At 70.8% G+C, this 17,113-nt stretch carries 14 protein-coding genes and 1 pseudogene; 9 read left to right on the top strand and 6 right to left on the bottom strand.

Annotated features, from left to right (window positions below; translation table 11 throughout):
* The first annotated feature begins 43 nt into the window (after positions 1-43).
* The 5 genes from kdgD (at position 44) to BM109_RS12315 (ending at position 5,623) form a co-directional block, all read left to right on the top strand.
* Positions 44-955: a 5-dehydro-4-deoxyglucarate dehydratase gene (gene kdgD / locus BM109_RS12335; RefSeq protein WP_093343117.1), complete on the top strand. Its 912-nt coding sequence runs from the start codon at positions 44-46 to the stop codon at positions 953-955.
* A 312-nt stretch (positions 956-1,267) separates the two neighbouring features.
* Positions 1,268-1,723 (top strand): nuclear transport factor 2 family protein, encoded by a 456-nt coding sequence (locus tag BM109_RS12330; protein ID WP_093343115.1) that lies wholly within the window; start codon positions 1,268-1,270, stop codon positions 1,721-1,723.
* Positions 1,724-1,739: 16 nt separating this feature from the next.
* A complete protein-coding gene (locus BM109_RS12325; RefSeq protein WP_093343114.1) occupies positions 1,740-2,726 on the top strand; it encodes a Bug family tripartite tricarboxylate transporter substrate binding protein in 987 nt (328 codons plus the stop codon).
* A 58-nt stretch (positions 2,727-2,784) separates the two neighbouring features.
* Complete coding sequence (gudD, locus tag BM109_RS12320; RefSeq protein ID WP_093343112.1) at positions 2,785-4,131, top strand: glucarate dehydratase; 1,347 nt, start codon at positions 2,785-2,787, stop codon at positions 4,129-4,131.
* Positions 4,132-4,186: 55 nt separating this feature from the next.
* Positions 4,187-5,623 (top strand): aldehyde dehydrogenase family protein, encoded by a 1,437-nt coding sequence (locus tag BM109_RS12315; RefSeq protein WP_093343475.1) that lies wholly within the window; start codon positions 4,187-4,189, stop codon positions 5,621-5,623.
* 22 nt (positions 5,624-5,645) lie between these two features.
* On the opposite strand, the gene BM109_RS12310 is transcribed toward BM109_RS12315, so the two are convergent.
* On the bottom strand, positions 5,646-6,842 hold the full coding sequence (locus BM109_RS12310) for an MFS transporter (RefSeq protein ID WP_093343111.1): 1,197 nt from the start codon (positions 6,840-6,842) through the stop codon (positions 5,646-5,648).
* A gap of 104 nt (positions 6,843-6,946) precedes the next feature.
* Here BM109_RS12310 and BM109_RS12305 point away from each other — a divergent pair.
* Positions 6,947-7,846: pseudogene (locus BM109_RS12305) on the top strand (LysR family transcriptional regulator); the annotation flags it as partial.
* Here BM109_RS12305 and BM109_RS12300 read toward each other — a convergent pair.
* Together BM109_RS12300 and BM109_RS12295 are read right to left on the bottom strand one after the other, a co-directional pair.
* A complete protein-coding gene (locus BM109_RS12300; protein WP_093343109.1) occupies positions 7,836-9,389 on the bottom strand; it encodes an ABC transporter permease/substrate-binding protein in 1,554 nt (517 codons plus the stop codon). The pseudogene BM109_RS12305 and the gene BM109_RS12300 overlap by 11 nt on opposite strands.
* A 46-nt stretch (positions 9,390-9,435) precedes the next feature.
* A complete protein-coding gene (locus BM109_RS12295; protein WP_093343108.1) occupies positions 9,436-9,735 on the bottom strand; it encodes a DUF6506 family protein in 300 nt (99 codons plus the stop codon).
* Between the two features lie 103 nt (positions 9,736-9,838).
* Here BM109_RS12295 and BM109_RS12290 point away from each other — a divergent pair, with 103 nt between their 5' ends.
* Together BM109_RS12290 and BM109_RS12285 are read left to right on the top strand one after the other, a co-directional pair.
* On the top strand, positions 9,839-10,726 hold the full coding sequence (locus BM109_RS12290) for a LysR substrate-binding domain-containing protein (protein ID WP_177239324.1): 888 nt from the start codon (positions 9,839-9,841) through the stop codon (positions 10,724-10,726).
* Between the two features lie 87 nt (positions 10,727-10,813).
* Complete coding sequence (locus BM109_RS12285; protein ID WP_143129150.1) at positions 10,814-11,932, top strand: ROK family protein; 1,119 nt, start codon at positions 10,814-10,816, stop codon at positions 11,930-11,932.
* Here the strand turns inward: BM109_RS12285 and BM109_RS12280 are convergent, their stop codons facing one another.
* The 3 genes from BM109_RS12280 to BM109_RS12270 all read right to left on the bottom strand — a co-directional run bounded on the left by BM109_RS12280 (position 11,933) and on the right by BM109_RS12270 (position 15,852).
* Positions 11,933-13,324, bottom strand: coding sequence for an MFS transporter (locus BM109_RS12280; protein ID WP_093343105.1), 1,392 nt, complete (start codon positions 13,322-13,324; stop codon positions 11,933-11,935).
* Between the two features lie 381 nt (positions 13,325-13,705).
* Positions 13,706-14,671 carry a tripartite tricarboxylate transporter substrate binding protein gene (locus BM109_RS12275; protein ID WP_093343103.1) on the bottom strand — a complete coding sequence of 322 codons (966 nt, stop codon included), beginning with the start codon at positions 14,669-14,671 and terminating at the stop codon, positions 13,706-13,708.
* A gap of 56 nt (positions 14,672-14,727) precedes the next feature.
* A complete protein-coding gene (locus BM109_RS12270) occupies positions 14,728-15,852 on the bottom strand; it encodes a TauD/TfdA family dioxygenase (RefSeq protein ID WP_093343102.1) in 1,125 nt (374 codons plus the stop codon).
* A gap of 363 nt (positions 15,853-16,215) precedes the next feature.
* Between BM109_RS12270 and BM109_RS12265 the strand changes: the two genes are divergently transcribed.
* On the top strand, positions 16,216-17,109 hold the full coding sequence (locus tag BM109_RS12265) for a LysR family transcriptional regulator (protein WP_256222521.1): 894 nt from the start codon (positions 16,216-16,218) through the stop codon (positions 17,107-17,109).
* The last annotated feature ends 4 nt before the right edge of the window (positions 17,110-17,113 follow it).

The raw sequence follows: 17,113 nt of genomic DNA, 5'->3' as shown, positions 1-17,113 counted from the left end.
CTTCGAACCCTTTCTTCATTTCTTTCACTGGACGTTTTCTTCGATGAACCCGCAAGAACTCAAAAACATCATGGGCTCCGGCCTGCTCTCGTTCCCGCTGACCGACTTCGATGCCAACGGCGACTTCGACAAGAAGGGCTACATCGAGCGCCTCGAATGGCTCGCGCCGTACGGCGCCAGCGCGCTGTTCGCGGCCGGCGGCACGGGCGAGTTCTTCTCGCTGACCGGCGAGGAGTACCCCGGCATCATCCAGACCGCGGTCGACACCTGCCGCGGCAAGGTGCCGATCATCGCGGGCGCCGGCGGTCCCACGCGCTTCGCGATCCAGTGCGCGCAGGCGGCCGAGAAGGCCGGCGCGCACGGCATCCTGCTGCTGCCGCACTACCTGACCGAAGCCGGCCAGGACGGCATCGCCGCGCACGTCGAGGCCGTGTGCAAGAGTGTGAAGTTCGGCGTGATCGTCTACAACCGCGCCACCAGCCGCCTCAAGCCCGACACGCTGGCGCGCCTGGCCGAACGCAACCCGAACCTGGTGGGCTTCAAGGACGGCGTGGGCGACATCGAGGCGATGGTCGCCATCTACCAGAAGATGGGCGACCGCTTCGCCTACCTGGGCGGCCTGCCCACGGCCGAGGTCTATGCCGCGGCCTACAAGGCCATGGGCACGCCGGTGTATTCGTCGGCCGTCTTCAACTTCATCCCGAAGACCGCGATGGACTTCTACAACGCCGTCGCCAACGACGACCTGCCGACCCAGCACCGCCTGCTGAAGGACTTTTTCATGCCCTACCTCGAGCTGCGCAACCGCGTGCCGGGCTACGCCGTGAGCATCGTCAAGGCCGGCGCCAAGATCGTCGGCCACGACGCCGGCCCGGTGCGCGCGCCGCTGACCGACCTCAAGCCCGACGAGGTCGCGCAGCTCGCCGCGCTGATCGAGAAGCTGGGTCCGCAGTAAGCGGCGCCGCTGTCGAACCAGGGCCTGTTAACGCTATGCAAGGGGTCGCGAAGCTCGCCAGAGCCCGCCCATCAAGGCGCGTGACGACGCGTGTGCGTCCGCACACGCTAGGAGCGCAACGCCGAGGGGCGGGCTCTGGCGAGCTTCCCTCCGGGTTGCCCCGCAAAGGGGCCGTCTGCGGCGTTGCCCGCGCTTGCAAGGCATCAGCCTTGCTGCGCGCGGGCGCCTTGCATCCAGCCCCTTTGCGGGGCAACGCGACCCCTTGCATAGCGTTAACAGGCCCTAGAAACACACAACACCGGAGATGACGACATGCTGAAGAAACTGTTCCTCGTTGCCGCCGCCGCGGCGCTGTTCTCGGGCTGCGCCAACGTCATGCCCACGGGCGGCGGCAGCGCCTCCGATGCGGCCGACGTGGCCGCGGCCGCCGAGCGCCTGCGCATCGCGATGGTCGACCCGACCCGTCCCGCGCTGTCGGCGCTGGTGGCCGACGAGCTCAGCTACGGCCACTCGGGCGGCAAGGTCGACACCAAGGAAAGCTTCATCGCCGACCTGCTCGACGGCAAGTCCGACTTCGTGACCATCACCATCACCGAGCAGACCGTGAAGGTGGTCGATGCCCGCACCGCCATCGTGCGCCATGCGCTGGCCGCCGACACCAACGACTCGGGCAAGCCCGGCAAGGTGGCGCTGAAGATCCTCGGCGTGTGGCAGAAGCAGGGCGGCGACTGGAAGCTGCTCGCGCGCCAGGCCGTGCGCGCTTCCTGATTTGCGGACGGCACGCATGAAGCGCAGAGCATTGCTCGCGACCGGCCTGGTCGGCCTGGCCGGTGCGGCCTGGCTGCCGATGGCCGCGTCCGCACAAGGTGACTGGCCACTGCAGAAGCCCGTGACCATCATCGTGCCGTTCCCCGCGGGCGGCTCCACCGACATGGTGGCGCGCGCGCTGGCGCTGCAGTTGCAGACGAAGCTCGGCGGCAGCTTCGTGGTCGACAACCGGCCCGGTGCCACCGGCACCATCGGCACCGGCTTCGTCAAGCGCGCCGCGCCCGACGGCTACACCCTGCTGGTGTCCTCGCTCGGCGCCTTCGTGGTCACGCCGCACCTGCAGAAGAGCGTGCCCTACGACGCGACCAAGGACTTCGACTACATCAGCGTGCCGGTGCAGGCGCCCAACGTGCTGGTGGCCAATGTCGCGCGGCCCGAGAAGACGGTCGACGAGGTGCTCGCGCTGCTGCGCAAGACGCCGGGCAAGGTCTCGTTCGCGAGCTCGGGCAACGGCTCCTCCGATCACCTGTCAGCCGAGCTGTTCTGGCAGCAGACGAAGACCGAGGGCGTTCACGTGCCCTACAAGGGCGGCGCGCCGGCGGTCAACGACCTGCTCGGCAACCAGGTCGACTTCTCGTTCCAGAACGTCAATGCCGTGCTGCCGCACATCCGTGCCGGCAAGCTGCGCGCCATCGCCGTCACCGGCGACAAGCGCTCGCCCGTGTTGCCCGATGTGCCCACGCTGGCCGAGGCCGGCGTGAAGGGCGCCGAGGTCTATTCGTGGCAGGGCGTGGCCGCGCCGCGCGGACTGCCGCCGGCCACGAAGAAGAAGCTGGCTGATGCCGTGGTGGCCGCGATGCAGGATCCCGAGACGAAGAAGCGCATGCTCGAGCAGGGCCTCGAGATCGTCGCGAGCACGCCGGAGGAATTCACTGCTTTCCAGGCGCGCGAATGGACGCGCTGGAAGACCCTGATCGAGACGCGCCACATCACCGCCGATTGATCACGCCGATTGACAAGGGCCCCGTGGGCCCGCAGCCTTCAGAACCGACGCCAAAGCCATGACGCTCCCGGACTCCCGTTCCTCCACCCCCGTCGTCACCGAGATGCAGGTGATCCCGGTCGCGGGCCGCGACAGCATGCTGATGAACCTCAGCGGCGCGCACGGTCCCTTCTTCACGCGCAACCTGCTGATCCTCACCGACAGCGCCGGGCGCACCGGCGTGGGCGAGGTGCCCGGCGGCGAGAAGATCCGCCAGACGCTCGAGGACGCGCGCGCGCTGGTCGTGGGCCAGCCCATCGGCAACCACAACGCCGTGCTCAACGCCATGCGCCGCGAGTTCGCCGCGCGCGACAGCGGCGGGCGCGGCCTGCAGACCTTCGACCTGCGCGTGACCATCCATGCGGTCACGGCCGTCGAGGCCGCGCTGCTCGACCTGCTGGGCCAGTTCCTCGAGGTGCCGGTGGCGGCGCTGCTCGGCGAGGGCCAGCAGCGCGACGCGGTGCAGATGCTCGGCTACCTGTTCTACGTGGGCGACCGCGCGAAGACCGACCTGCCGTACGACAGCGACCCCGGCGCCGCCGACGACTGGTTCCGCCTGCGCCACGAGGAGGCCATGACCCCCGAGGCCATCGTGCGCCTGGCCGAGGCCGCGCATGCGCGCTACGGCTTCACCGACTTCAAGCTCAAGGGCGGCGTGCTGCGCGGCGAGGAGGAGGTCGAGGCGATCCGCGCGCTGCACGAGCGCTTTCCGCAGGCGCGCGTCACGCTCGACCCCAACGGCGGCTGGCTGCTGGCCGACGCGGTGCGGCTGTGCCGCGACCTGCATGGCGTGATGGCCTATGCCGAGGATCCGTGCGGCGCCGAGGGCGTGTTCTCGGGTCGCGAGGTGATGGCCGAGTTCCGCCGTGCCACCGGCCTGCCCACGGCCACCAACATGGTCGCCACCGACTGGCGCGAGATGGTCCACAGCCTGTCGCTGCAGTCGGTCGACATCCCGCTGGCCGACCCGCATTTCTGGACGATGGCCGGCTCGGTGCGCGTGGCCCAGCTGTGCCAGGCCTGGGGCCTGACCTGGGGCTCGCATTCGAACAACCACTTCGATGTTTCGCTGGCCATGTTCACGCACGTGGCGGCAGCCGCGCCGGGCAAGGTCACGGCCATCGACACGCACTGGATCTGGCAGGACGGCCAGCGCCTGACGAAGGAGCCGCTGCGCATCGAGGGCGGCTTCGTGAAGGTGCCCACGCGCGGCGGCCTCGGCGTCGAGCTCGACATGGACGAAGTCAAAAAAGCTCACGCGCTCTACTTGAAGCATGGCCTGGGCGCGCGCGATGATGCGCAGGCGATGCAGTACCTGATCCCCGGCTGGCGCTTCGACAACAAGCGGCCCTGCCTGGTCCGCTGAGACCGCCGGCCTCACCCCTCATTCCGTTCTTTACGCAGCAACAAGGATGCATTCCATGCAGAACCACGACAACCTGATCGGCGGCGAATGGCGCGCCGGCGCGAGCTACAGCCCCAACGTCAACCCCAGCAACCTCGGCGACGTGCTGGGCCACTACACGCAAGGCGACGCGAGCCATGTCGAAGCGGCCGTGGCAGCTGCCACCGCCGCCTTCCCGGCCTGGGCCACGGGCAGCGTGCAGGCACGCTCCGACGCGCTCGACAAGATCGGCAACGAGATCCTCGCGCGCAAGGAGGAACTCGGCACGCTGCTCGCGCGCGAGGAAGGCAAGACCAAGGCCGAAGGCATCGGCGAGGCCACGCGCGCGGGCCAGATCTTCAAGTTCTTCGCGGGCGAGTGCCTGCGCCTGTCGGGCGAGCTGCTGCCCTCGGTGCGGCCCAACATCGGCGTGGAGATCACGCGCGAACCCGTGGGCGTGGTCGGCCTGATCACGCCGTGGAACTTCCCGATCGCCATTCCCGCCTGGAAGATCGCGCCCGCGCTCGCGTTCGGCAACTGCGTGGTGCTCAAGCCCGCCGACCTGGTGCCGGGCTGCGCCTGGGCGCTGGCCGAGATCATCAGCCGCTCGGGCATTCCGGCCGGCGTGTTCAACCTCGTGATGGGCCGCGGCAGCGTGATCGGCGATGCGCTGGTCAACCACCCCGGCATCCACGCGATCAGCTTCACCGGCTCGGTGGGCGTGGGGCGCAACATCGCGGTGCAGTGCGTGAAGAACGGCAAGAAGGTGCAGCTCGAGATGGGCGGCAAGAACCCGCAGGTGGTGCTCGACGATGCCGACCTCGCGCAGGCGGTGGAACTGAGCACGCAGAGCGCCTTCTACTCGACCGGCCAGCGCTGCACGGCCTCGAGCCGGCTGATCGTCACCGAGGGCATCTACCCGAAGTTCATCGAGGCGATGAAGGAACGCATGGCCAAGATCAAGGTCGGCGACGCGCTCGCGCAGGGCACCGACGTGGGCCCGGTGTCCTCGAAGTCGCAGCTCGAGCAGGACCTGGAGTACGTCGACATCGGCAAGGCCGAGGGCGCGGTGCTGGCCGCCGGCGGCGAGCGCCTGAAGCTCGACACCGACGGCTACTACATGTCGCCCGCGCTGTTCAGCGAATCGGCCGCGGCGATGCGCATCAACAAGGAAGAGATCTTCGGCCCGGTCGCGAGCGTGATCCGCGTGAAGAACTACGAGGAGGCGCTGGCCACGGCCAACGACACCGAGTTCGGCCTGTCGGCCGGCATCGCGACCACGTCGCTGAAGTACGCCACGCACTTCAAGCGCCACAGCCAGGCCGGCATGGTGATGGTGAACCTGCCGACCGCGGGCGTGGACTACCACGTGCCCTTCGGCGGTCGCAAGGGTTCGAGCTACGGACCGCGCGAGCAGGGGCGCTATGCGCAGGAGTTCTTCACCACGGTGAAGACGGCCTACACGCTGGCCTGAGGCAGCGTTCGCGGCCGCGCTTTCAGCGCAGCGGCCGCAACCCCATCGCCACCCACAGCCCCGCCACGCTCGCGAGCGCCACGATCGCGGCGGCGGCCGGCCAGCCCAGCGCCTCGACCGCGCCGCCGACCAGCACCGGGCCGATCATCTGGCCGACGTTGTTGCCGGTCATCAGCAGGCCGACCGTGAGCGGCGCGAGCCGAGGCTGTGGCGCGGCCCGTTCGGCCGAGGCCAGCAGGGTCGCGGGCAGCAGCCCTCCGGCGCCCGAGAACAGCAGGCACAGCAAGAAGGTCGGCAGCGCCGCGAGGAGCGGCAGGAAGATGCCGAGCGCGGCGATGCCCATGGTGGCGGTCGCGGCCGCCACCAGCCGCCAGCGCGGCGTGCCGCGCGCCAGCAGCAGGCCGGCCGCGAGGTTGCCGCCCACGTTCGCGAGGCAGGCCAGCGCGCTCAGCAGCCCGGCCGTGGCCACGCCCGCGCCCATGCGCTCGATCAGCAGCACCGGCAGGAAGTTGAACAGCGCGAAGAACTGCAGGCTGTAGATCGCGAAGGACAGCGCGAGCCGCAGCGGCGCGCGCGCTTCGAGCGTGCGGGTGGTGTCGCCCGCGATGTCGCGCCACGACAGCCGGCGCGCATCGCGCTCCCCGCGCGGCACGGCCGCCAGCACCAGCGCCAGCAGCACCAGCGCGAGCAGGCCGTTCGCGAGCCAGAAGCCGCGCCAGCCCTCGAGCACCGAGCCGACGAAGAACGCGATCGCGATGCCGACCGGCATGAAGCAGCTCCAGATCGCGAAGGCCAGGTCCTTGGCGGCGGGCGCGACGATGCGCTGCAGCAGCGAGGGCCCGGCGATCACGATCAGCAGGAAGCCCAGGCCCTCGACCACGCGCGCGAACAGCAGCGCGGCCAGGCTGCCGGCCAGGGCGCCGATGGTGCTGCCGACCGCCAGCGCCAGCAGGCCGACCGCGAGCAGCCGACGGTCGCCCGCGCGCGCGATCCAGGCGCCGACCGGAATCGCGCCGAGCACGCCGAGCAGCGAGAACACCGCCATCAGCCAGCCGATCGCCGACAGGCCGAACCCGAAGTCCTCGCGCAATTGCGGCACCGCGATCGCGACCTTGCCGACCTGCAGCGCGGCGATCACGCCCGCGGCAACGACCAGGGCGACGCCGGTCCAGGCGGTGGTGGCGGCGGAGGAGGGCAGCGGCGCGGACGTGGAGTGCATGGGCGCCAGTCTGGCCTTCGAGGGCTATCGACGAAAGCAAATAATATCGGTCGACTTCATCGATCGAACCGATCGACTCGCATTGCTTGAAAGAGGAGAAGCCCATGCTGGATGCGCTCACGCTGTCCCAGATGCAGATGTTCGTGGTGGTGGCCGAGGCCGGCAGCTTTCGCGCGGGCGCGGACCGGCTGCACCGCGTGCAGTCGGCCGTGAGCCAGGCCGTCGCCAACCTCGAGCAGCAGCTGCAGGTGCGGCTGTTCGACCGCTCGGGCCACAAGCCGGTGCTCACGCCCGCGGGCCAGGCGCTGCTGGGCGACGTGCGGCAGATCCTCGCGAAGGTCGATGCCTTGCGCGCCCGCGCGCAGGGGATCGAGCAGGGCATCGAGCTCGGCCTCTCGATCGCGGTCGACACGCTGTTCCCGATCGACCTCGTGGCAACGGCCATCCGCGGCGTGCACGCGGTGCATCCGGGCATCGCGATGCGCATCGAGTACGGCTCGATGGGCGCGCCGGTCGAGGCGCTGCACAGCGGCCGCTGCGACATCGCGATCTCGGCCTTCTCGCAGCTCGACGAGCGCATCGCGCGCGAGTTCCTGATGCCGCTGTCGATGGTGGCGGTGGCCGCCGCCGCGCATCCGCTGGCGGCGCTCGCGAGGAAGAAGGCCCGCGGCTCGCTCGACGACGCGGCCGCGCGGCATCTGCAGATCGTGGTGGAGGATGCGAGCGCGCTCAGCACGGGCCAGGACTTCGACGTGCTCTCGCCCACCACCTGGCGCGCGGGCGACATGCAGATCAAGCTCGCGTTGCTGCGCGCAGGCCTCGGCTGGGGAAAGATGCCGTCGTGGCTGGTGGCCGCCGACATCGCCGCGGGCACGCTGGTGCAGTTGCCCGTGGGCCGCCTCGGCGTGGACGGCGAGACCGGCCACCGCGCCTACTTCTGCCACCGCGCCGACAAGCCGCTGGGCGTGGGCGCGCGGCTGCTGCGCGAGGGCCTCAAGGCACTGTCGATGCCGGCGGCGCGCGGCGGCGCCGGCGCAGCCAGAACTCCACCAGCTCGAACACGCCCTCGCTCAGCAGCGCCAGCGCCGCCGCCGGCAGCGCGCCCGCCACGAGCAGCTCGCGGTCGTTGAGCGCGAGCCCGGTCACGATGCGTTCGCCGAAGCCGCCCGCGCCGATGAAGGCCGCGATGGTCGCGGTGCCGATGGCGATCGCGGTGGCGGTGCGCACGCCCGCGAGCAGCGTGGGCAGCGCCAGCGGCAGCAGCACCAGCCGCAGGCTCTGCTTCGAGGTCATGCCGAGCGCGGTGCCGGCCAGCCGCAGGCCGTTGGGCACCTCGGCCAGGCCGGTCACGGTGTTGCGCATGATCGGCAGCAGTGAATAGAGCGTGAGCGCGATCAGCGCGGGCAGGGTGCCGATGGCGCCGAGCATCGAGATCAGCACCGCGAGCAGCGCCAGCGAGGGCACGGTCTGCATCAGGCTCGCGACGCCCAGCACCAGGGCGCGCAGCCGCAGGTGCGGAAACACCAGGATCGCGATCGGCACGCCGATGAGGATCGCCACGCCCACCGACAGCGCCACCAGCAGCAGGTGCTGGCGCGCGAGCTGCCAGAGATCGGGGCCGAAGAGCTTGGCCGTGAAGCCGCGCCGCGTATCCTGCGGCGCCGCGCCGTCCTTGCCGGCGCTCGCGAGGAAGTCGCGCGCGATGGTGTCGAAGGGCACGCTCTGCAGTTCGGCGCGCGCGTTCATCGCGATCATCGCGTGCTCGTCGACGCGGCCCTCGAGCTTCTGCAGCGCGGCCCAGGCCTTCGGCAGGCGCTGCGGCAGGTCGAGCTTGTAGAGCACCACCGCGTCGTAGCGCGGGAAGTACTGGCGGTCGTCCTCGAGCACGCGCAGGCCCAGGTGGTCGATCTTGGCGTCGGTGGTGTAGATGTCGATCACGTCGACCTGCTTCGCGCCGATCGCGTCGTAGGCCAGGCCGTGGTCGAGGCCGGTGGGCGTCTGCGTGAAGCCGTAGCGCGCGGCCAGGCCCTTCCAGCCGTCGGCGCGGCCGATGAACTCGTTCGACAGGCCGAGCTTCAGCTCGGGATGCTTCGCGAGGTCGCCGAGGCTGCGCAGCCCGAGCCGGTCGGCATCGGCCGCGCGCACCGCGAGCGCATAGCCGTCGTTGAAGCCCAGCGGTATCGCCACGCCCAGCCCCAGTGGCGCGAGCGAGGCGTTCATCTGCTCGCGCGTGGCCGCGGGCGAGCCCTTGAGGATCTCGAGCGCGATGGTGCCCGTGTATTCGGCATAGAGGTCGATCGCGCCCGAGCGCAGCGCCTCGTAGACGATGGCCGTGTTGCCCAGGCCCTGGCGCACCACCGGCTTGTTCGCCAGATGCGGCGCGGCGGTCTGCGCGAGCAGCTCGGCCAGGATGTAGGACTCGGTGAAGCGCTTCGAGCCGACGCGCAGCGTGCCGTCGTCGGTGGTCTGCGCGGATGCCGCGACACCGAGCCAGGCCAGCGAGAACAGCAGGATGGCGCGCCAGAGGTGGCGGCGGGGCGATTGCATCCGGACCAGTGTATCGGCATGCGTGGCGCGCGGCCACCCGGGGCACTCAGGCGAACAGCCGCGCCAGCCCCGCGATCGATTCGGGGCCGTAGCCCACCGAGCCGACCGGCACCGCGCCATCGACGGCCGCGAGCACCGCCGCCGTGCCCGCGGGGCCGAAGCCGCCGCAGAGCTCGATGAGGTGCACGCCCTCTGCCAGCAGGGCACGCGCGGCCTGCGGCCCTTGGGCGGCGCTCGCCACGCCGATGGTCACCATGTGGAAGTGCGGGGACGCCAGCACGCTGCGGTCGCGTGCGGGGTCGAGCCCGTTGCCGGTGACGATGAATCCGAATCGGGTGAGTGCCATGTGCTTGCTCCAGGGGGCAGTGGTGAATGGCCGCCATGGTCGCGCTTCGGTCTATGCTCGTCCACGTCCGTTTCGGCAATGAATGAGACAGAAAAGGTCCGACATGCTCGATCTGCAGCAGCTCCACTATTTCGTCGCGGTCGCCGAGACGCAGAGCATCGCGCGCGCCTCCGAGCGCCTGCACATCTCGCAGTCGCCGCTGAGCCGGCAGGTCATCGCGCTCGAGGAGCGGCTGGGCCTGGCGCTGTTCGCGCGCAGCGGCAAGCGGCTCAAGCTCACGCAGGCGGGGCAGCGCTTCCTCGAGGAATGCCGGCTGCTGCTGTCCGCCTCGGCGCGGCTCGAATCCCGCGTGCGCGAGGAGGCCGCGGGCCGGGCCGGCAGCGTGGCCATCGGCCATGTCGAGAGCGCGTTGCATGCGGGCGTGCTGCGCAAGGCCTTGCGCGCGCTGCGGCGGCAGTCGCCGGTCACCGAGGTGCAGCTGCAGGCTGCGCGGTCCGCGGCGCAGTTCGAGGCGCTGCGCGACGGCCGCATCGACATCGGCTTCACGCACCGGGCACCGCCCGCGTCGGACGATGCGCTCGCGAGCCGGCGCGTGGCGCGCGAACCCTATCTGCTGGCGCTGCCGGCCGACCATGCATTGGCCACCGGCCGGCGTGCCGGCGCCAGGGCGCTCGATGGCGCGCCCTTCGTCTTCCTGCCGCGCCAGGCCACGCCCGAGGGGCGCGCGCAGATGCTCGAGGCCTGCCGGCGCGCGGGCTTCACGCCCGCCATCCGCCACGAGGCGGCCGAGCCTTCCACCGTGCTCGAGCTGGTGGCCTGCGGGCTGGGGCTGGCGATCGTCCAGTCCGGGCTGAAGCGGCTGGCGCCCTCGGGCGTGGCCTGGGCCGAGCTGCCGCGCGGTTTTGCGCTCGAACTCGAGGTGCATGCGGTGACAAGAAGAGTGCCGGGCGCGCTCGCCGAGCGCCTGCTCGCGGCGCTGCCGGCCGTCTGAGCCGTGGCGGTACCCGCCCGTCTCCTACACGCCGTGGTGCGCGAAGCCGATGCGTTCGCACCGCGCCACGTCGCATAGTCGAAAGCCATGAATCCCAAGCCCGCCAAGAAGTCTTCCAAGACCACGACCAAGCCCACGGCCAAGCCCCGCCAGCCTCCCAAGATCGACCTGCCCGGCCCCGACGTCCACGGCCTGCGCGAACTGCCCAAGCTGCAGGTCGACGGCTACAGCCTGCAGTTGCGCGACAACGAGGGCTTCGTCGGCGACCAGGCGAGCCAGACCGCGTTTCGCGCGCTGCTCGAGCGCTGGCGCCGCAAGCACCGCAGCGACGGCACCGATCCGCTGGGCCTGCGGCATTCGCGCGACATGAGCAAGAAGGAGCTCGACCGGCTGCTGCGCGGCCAGAAGGTCAGCGACGCGGCCAACGTGATGCACAGCGCGATCGGCGAGTTCGCGCAGGAGCTCGCGGCGGTGATCCAGCGCTTCCTGCACCAGCCCTCGTGGGAGAAGGTCGAGCGCATCGTGGTGGGCGGCGGCTTTCCCGAGAGCGAGGCCGGCGAGCGCGCGATCCTCGAGGCCGGCGCGATCCTCGAGGAGATGGGCGTGCACGTGCAGCTCGGCCGGCTCTCGCACGAGGTCGACGACGGCGGGCTGATCGGCTGGGTGCACCTGACGCCGCCCGAGATGCTCAAGAAGCACGACGCGATCCTCGCGATCGACATCGGCGGCACCAACGTGCGCTGCGGCATCGTGAAGACGCGCCACCGCAAGGCGCGCGATTTCTCGCTCGCGAAGGTGGTGCGGCGCGAGAAGTGGCGCCATGCCGACGAGAAGCCCAGCCGCACCAACTTCGTCGAGCACGTGGCCGGCATGCTCGAGGACATGGTGCGCTATGCCGAACGCAAGAAGATCCGGCTCGCGCCCTTCATCGGCATCGCCTGCCCGGGCCTGATCCGCAAGGACGGCTCGATCGCGCGCGGCGCGCAGAACTTGCCGGGCGACTGGGAGAGCGAGAACTTCCACCTGCCGAGCGCGCTGTGGCGCCGCATGCCGATGATCGGCTCGGGCCCGACGCTGGTGCTGATGCACAACGACGCGGTGGTGCAGGGCTTGAGCGAGCTGCCGTTCATGCGCGATGTCGGCCACTGGGCGGTGCTGACCATCGGCACCGGGCTGGGCAACGCCAGCTTCACGAACCGGAAGTGACTAGGCTGCCAGCGCCCTTCGCCGGAGCCGCAGGAAGCTGAACACGCTGGCGCTCGCGGCGCACGCGGTGCCCAGCCACAGCGCGTACACCGCGCCATTCGTGCTCGACACATGGAAGCAGGCCGCCACCAGCGCCGCGCCCGAGGACTGGCCCAGCAACCGCACCGTGCCGACCATGCCACTGGCACCGCCGCTGCGCGAGGCCGGGGCCGAGCCCATGATGGCGCGCAGGTTCGGCGACTGGAAGAAGCCGAAGCCCGCGCCGCACAGCGCCATGCGCCAGACGATGCCGGCCACCGTGGGATGCGGCGGCAGCAGCGCCAGCGACAGCAGGCCCAGCGCGAGCAGCGCCAGCCCGACGCCGCAGAGCATGCCCGACTCGTAGCGGTCCGACAGGCGCCCGGCCACGGGGGCCATCGCGGCCACCACCAGCGGCCACGGCGTGATGAGGAAGCCGGTCTCGACCTGCGAGTAGCCCAGCAGCGCCTGGAACAGGAAGGGCAGCGAGATGAAGGCCAGCGCCTGCGCCGCGAACGAGCACACGGCCGTGGCCGCCGACAGCGCGAACACGGGATTGCGCAGCAGGTCCACGGCCAGGATCGGCGCCGGGTGCCCGGACTGGCGCTTGAGCAGCCAGGCCAGCAGCCCGAAGCCCAGCACCGCCTGCACGACCACCGACTCGACGGTGGCCTGGTGCGCGGCCTCGGTGAGCGTGGAGGCCAGCAGCGCGAGCGCGGCGGCGCACAGCAGCGCAGCCAGGCCGTCGAAGCCGTGGCCGTGGCGCTCGGTGGCCGGCAGGAAGCGCAGGCCGTAGAACACCGCCACCGCGCAGATCGGCACGTTGATCAGGAACAGCCAGTGCCACGAGCCCAGCAGCAGCACCAGCGACGCCGCCGTGGGCCCGCCCGCGAAGGCCAGCCCCACGACGAGCGCGTTCACGCCCAGGCCGCGCCCCAGCATGCCCGAGGGGTAGATGACGCGCACCAGCGCGCCGTTCACGCCCATCACGCCGGCGGCGCCCAGGCCCTGCACCACGCGCCAGCCGACCAGCGCGGGCAGCGAATCGGCCAGGCCGCAGCCCAGCGAGGACACAGTGAACAGCACCAGGCCCCAGAGGAACACGCGCCGGTGGCCGAGCACGTCGCCGAGTGCCGCGGCCGGCAGCAGCGCGGCCACCATCGCGAGCTGGTAGCCGCTGACGACCCAGGTCGAGGCGGCCTCGCTCACGCGCAGTTCGTTGGCGATGGTGGGCAGGGCGGTGTTGGCGATCGCGGTGTCGAGGCTGGCCACGCACACGCCGAGCATGACGGCGAGCAGCGAACCGAAGCGTTCGTGGGCCGGCAGGCCCGGGCCGACCGCATGGATCTCTTGACGGGAAAACAGGGAGGCCATCGCTCGCGGAAAGAAGAGGGCTGCGGCGTCCGGCGACGCCGTGGGAGGACGCGAAGGCTAGTCTTAAGGGGAAACCCTTGCAGGCGCTCGGAGAAGCGCGTCGCGGGCCCGCGGCGCCCGCCCGCCGCTCACTCGGGCTTGGCGCCCGTGGCCGCCACCACCTTGCCCCAGCGCGTGATCCAGGGCCTGTTAACCCTATTCAAGGGGTCGCGTTGCCCCGCAAAGGGGCTGGATGCAAGGCGCCCGCGCGCAGCAAGGCTGATGCCTTGCAAGCGCGGGCAACGCCGCAGACGGCCCCTTTGCGGGGCAACCCGGAGGGAAGCTCGCCAGAGCCCGCCCCTCGGCGTTGCGCTCCTAGCGTGTGCGGACGCACACGCGTCGTCACGCGCCTTGATGGGCGGGCTCTGGCGAGCTTCGCGACCCCTTGAATAGGGTTAACAGGCCCTGGCTGCGCACGAAGGCGCCGAACTCGTCGGGGCCGGTGCCCATCGGCACCAGGCCTTCGTCCCTGAAGCGCGCGCGCATGAGCTCGGAGCCCAGCGCGGCGCGCGCGGCGTCGGCGATGCGCGCCACCAGCGGCGCGGGCATCTGCGCCGGCCCGAACAGGCCATACCACGAGCTGTACGCATAGCCGGGCAACACTTCCGCCACGGCCGGCACGTCGGGAAAGGCCGCGAGGCGCTTCTCGCTCGTCACGCCCAGGGCCTTGAGGCGCTTCGCCTTCACGAGCTGCTGCACCGTGGCGACACCCGCGAAGGCCAGGTCGATCTGTCCCGCCACCACGTCGGCGATGGCCGGCCCGGTGCCCTTGTAGGGCACGCCCACGATGTCGATGCCCGCGTCGCGCTTGAGCATCTCGCCCGCGAGGTGGTTGGCGCTGCCCATGCCCGCGATCGCCACGTTGAGCTTGCCCGGTTCGCGCTTGGCCAGCGCGATCAGCTCGCGCACGTCGTTGGCCGGGAGCGTGGGCCGTGCGATCAGGATGGCCGGCAGGCTGGCGATGCCCGCGAGCGGCGTGAAGTCCTTCTGCGGATCGAAGGGGAGGCTCGGGTACAGCGAGGCATTGATGGCGTGGCTGGTGTAGCTCAGCAGCAGCGTGCTGCCGTCCGTGGGCGCCTTGGCCACGGCCAGCGCCGCGATGTTGCCGGCCGCGCCCGGGCGGTTCTCGACGATGAACTGGTGGCCCAGGCGCGTGGTGAGCTCCTGCGCCAGCGCGCGCGCCACGATGTCGGTGCCGCCGCCGGGCGTCGCGCCCACGAGCAGGCGTGTGACCTGCTGCGCGCGAACGCCGAAGCTCGCGAGGGCCGAGGCGCTGGCGCCCGCGGCGATGAATCTGCGTCGAAGCATGCTTGTCTCTCTTTCGTTGTCATCGGGGGCCGGGCCGGCCGGTGCCGGCGCGCGGTTCAGGCCAGGGCGTCCGCCGCCAGCCGCTTCGGCCGCCAGGGCTCGAGCCGCATGTTCAGGGCCCGGGCCTGCCGTTGCTCGTAGGCCAGGAACTCGGACGTGATCGCGCTGCCGCGAACGCCGCCGCGCACCGCGCCCGCGCGCACGTCGCCGTAGTACTCCTCGAAGGCAGCGGGCAGCGGTTGCGACGAGGGGATCGCGAGCCACAGGCGCAGCAGGTGGCGCTTGTCGTCGGGCGCCTCGAAGTCCTCGAAGGGCGTGCGCGAATGCAGGGTCACGTAGTTGTTGAGCAGCTGCAGGTCGCCGCGCTCCAGGGTCATGGAGTAGCACAGCAGCGGGCTCGGCATCAGCGCGTCGAGCAGGTCGAGGGCCTCCACCTGCTGTGGCGTGAGGCGCGGCACCTCGGGGAAGTCGCGCTGCGCCGCATCGGTGTTCTTGCGGTTGGTGCGGGCGGCGAAATGCAACGGGTCGCTGCCGAAGATCGGGCAGCGGTAGAACGGCGGCTGCGACGGATCCTGCGTGCCCTGGTAGCTGTGGAAGAAGGGCTGCTGCAGCACCGGGATCAGGTCGGGGCGCAGGCGCTGCACCTCGTCGCGCAGCCGGATCGAGCTGATGACCTTGCTGGTGCCGCCGCTCTTGGCCGTGCGCCGGCACAGCAGGCCCACCACGTCGCACGAGTCCTGGTGGAAATCGAGGCCGGCGCTGGTGTTGTAGCCGCGGCCGCCCTTGACCTTGTAGTCGCCGCCTTCGTCGCGCACGTCGTTCATGACCTGGCTGGCGCGGTTCTGCGTGCGGCCGACGCCCATGTGCAGGCTCATGCCCCAGTAGGCGGTGCGCGTCTCGTCCTCGCTCCATTCGTCGACCGGGAAGCCCTTGAGCAGGCACATGCCCCAGCGGCCCTGCGTGGTCGCGATGGCGCGGGCCAGCGCTTCGCGCGAGGCCGCGGGCAGCGGGAAGTCGGCCTGCGTCATCGAGAGCAGCGGCTTGCCGAGCGCGGCCGCATGCCGCAGCGCCGAGCGGAAGCCGTCGACCTCCGTCTCGCTGAGGCGCTGGATCCAGGAGCTGTCCTGGCGCACCTCTTCGGCGGTCCAGGCAAGAGGGGCGGTGGGTTGCGTGTCTTTCATTCGATCGGGTCCTCGGGTGTCGTGGGAAAAAGTCTAGGACCGCGCGATGCAAAGAAAAAGCGACACTATTTCAAGTCTTAGATAAGGAAATTTGATGAAGATCGATGCCTTCTCCACGCTAGGGCCTGTTAACGCTATTCAAGGGGTCGCGAAGCTCGCCAGAGCCCGCCCATCAAGGCGCGTGACGACGCGTGTGCGTCCGCACACGCTAGGAGCGCAACGCGGAGGGGCGGGCTCTGGCGAGCTCCCCTCCGGGCTGCTGCGCAAAGGGGCCGTCTGCGGCGTTGCCCGCGCTTGCAAGGCATCAGCCTTGCTGCGCGCGGGCGCCTTGCATCCAGCCCCTTTGCGCAGCAGCGCGACCCCTTGAATAGCGTTAACAGGCCCTACGCCGTGCTGCGCGGCGGCACCCTGGCGGCGGCCGCGCACGAGATGAACCTCACGCCCAGCGCCATCAGCATGCAGATGAAGCAGCTCGAGGCCTACCTGGGTCAGCCGCTGTTCGACCGCTCGGGCCTGCAGGTCAAGCCGATGAAGCTGGCGCACGAGGTCTCCTCGGTCATGCGCGACGCGCTGCAGCAGCTCGAGTCGCTGCGCAAGCGCGCGACCGTGAGCATCGAGGGCAGCGTGCGGCTCGGCGTGATCGAGTCGATGCAGCCCATCGTGCTGCCGGCCACGATGCGGCTGCTGCGCGAGCGCTATCCGCGGCTGGAGCTGCGCCCGGCGCGCGGGCGCAGCGCGTCGCTGATCGCGGCGGTGAAGGCCGGTGACCTCGACGCCGCGCTGGTGGCGCAGCCAGAGAGCGGCGGTTCGGCGCGGCTGCGCTGGCAGCCGATGCTGCGGCGCGAGCTGGTGCTGGTGGCGCCGCCCACGGCCACCGAGAGCTCCGTGGCCGCGCTGTTCAAGCAGTACGACTGGATCCGCTATGACCGCTCCACCGTCACCGGCACGCTGGCCGCGCGCTTCGTGAGCACGCAGGTGCGCGAGAAGCGTGGCACGCTGGAGTTCGACAGCACGCCCGCCATCGTGGCCATGGTCAGCGGCGGCCTCGGGATCTCGGTGGTGCAGATCGCGGACCCGGGGCTGGTGGCCACCTACCCGGTGCGCATCGTGCGGCTCGGCCGCGGCGCGCCGATGCTGCAGCTGTCGCTGGTCACGCGCAAGACCGACGACGACAGCCGCACGCTGGCCGCGATGCGCGAGGCCATGCACACGGCGCTGATGACGGCGCAGCGGCAGCGCAGCGACCGGGGCATGTAGGGCC

It is taken from the genome of Variovorax sp. PDC80 (assembly GCF_900115375.1).
Taxonomy (GTDB): domain Bacteria; phylum Pseudomonadota; class Gammaproteobacteria; order Burkholderiales; family Burkholderiaceae_C; genus Variovorax.
The sequence above is the reverse complement of the archived record's forward strand: the minus strand, read 5'-3'. Positions and strand labels throughout refer to the sequence as shown.

Bases quoted from the DNA above. Each gene is read 5' to 3' on its own strand.
- kdgD (WP_093343117.1), top strand. From the start codon at position 44: ATGAACCCGCAAGAACTCAAAAACATCATGGGCTCCGGCCTGCTCTCG.
- BM109_RS12330 (WP_093343115.1), top strand. From the start codon at position 1,268: ATGCTGAAGAAACTGTTCCTCGTTGCCGCCGCCGCGGCGCTGTTCTCG.
- BM109_RS12325 (WP_093343114.1), top strand. From the start codon at position 1,740: ATGAAGCGCAGAGCATTGCTCGCGACCGGCCTGGTCGGCCTGGCCGGT.
- gudD (WP_093343112.1), top strand. From the start codon at position 2,785: ATGACGCTCCCGGACTCCCGTTCCTCCACCCCCGTCGTCACCGAGATG.
- BM109_RS12315 (WP_093343475.1), top strand. From the start codon at position 4,187: ATGCAGAACCACGACAACCTGATCGGCGGCGAATGGCGCGCCGGCGCG.
- BM109_RS12310 (WP_093343111.1), bottom strand. From the start codon at position 6,842: ATGCACTCCACGTCCGCGCCGCTGCCCTCCTCCGCCGCCACCACCGCC.
- BM109_RS12300 (WP_093343109.1), bottom strand. From the start codon at position 9,389: ATGCAATCGCCCCGCCGCCACCTCTGGCGCGCCATCCTGCTGTTCTCG.
- BM109_RS12295 (WP_093343108.1), bottom strand. From the start codon at position 9,735: ATGGCACTCACCCGATTCGGATTCATCGTCACCGGCAACGGGCTCGAC.
- BM109_RS12290 (WP_177239324.1), top strand. From the start codon at position 9,839: ATGCTCGATCTGCAGCAGCTCCACTATTTCGTCGCGGTCGCCGAGACG.
- BM109_RS12285 (WP_143129150.1), top strand. From the start codon at position 10,814: ATGAATCCCAAGCCCGCCAAGAAGTCTTCCAAGACCACGACCAAGCCC.
- BM109_RS12280 (WP_093343105.1), bottom strand. From the start codon at position 13,324: ATGGCCTCCCTGTTTTCCCGTCAAGAGATCCATGCGGTCGGCCCGGGC.
- BM109_RS12275 (WP_093343103.1), bottom strand. From the start codon at position 14,671: ATGCTTCGACGCAGATTCATCGCCGCGGGCGCCAGCGCCTCGGCCCTC.
- BM109_RS12270 (WP_093343102.1), bottom strand. From the start codon at position 15,852: ATGAAAGACACGCAACCCACCGCCCCTCTTGCCTGGACCGCCGAAGAG.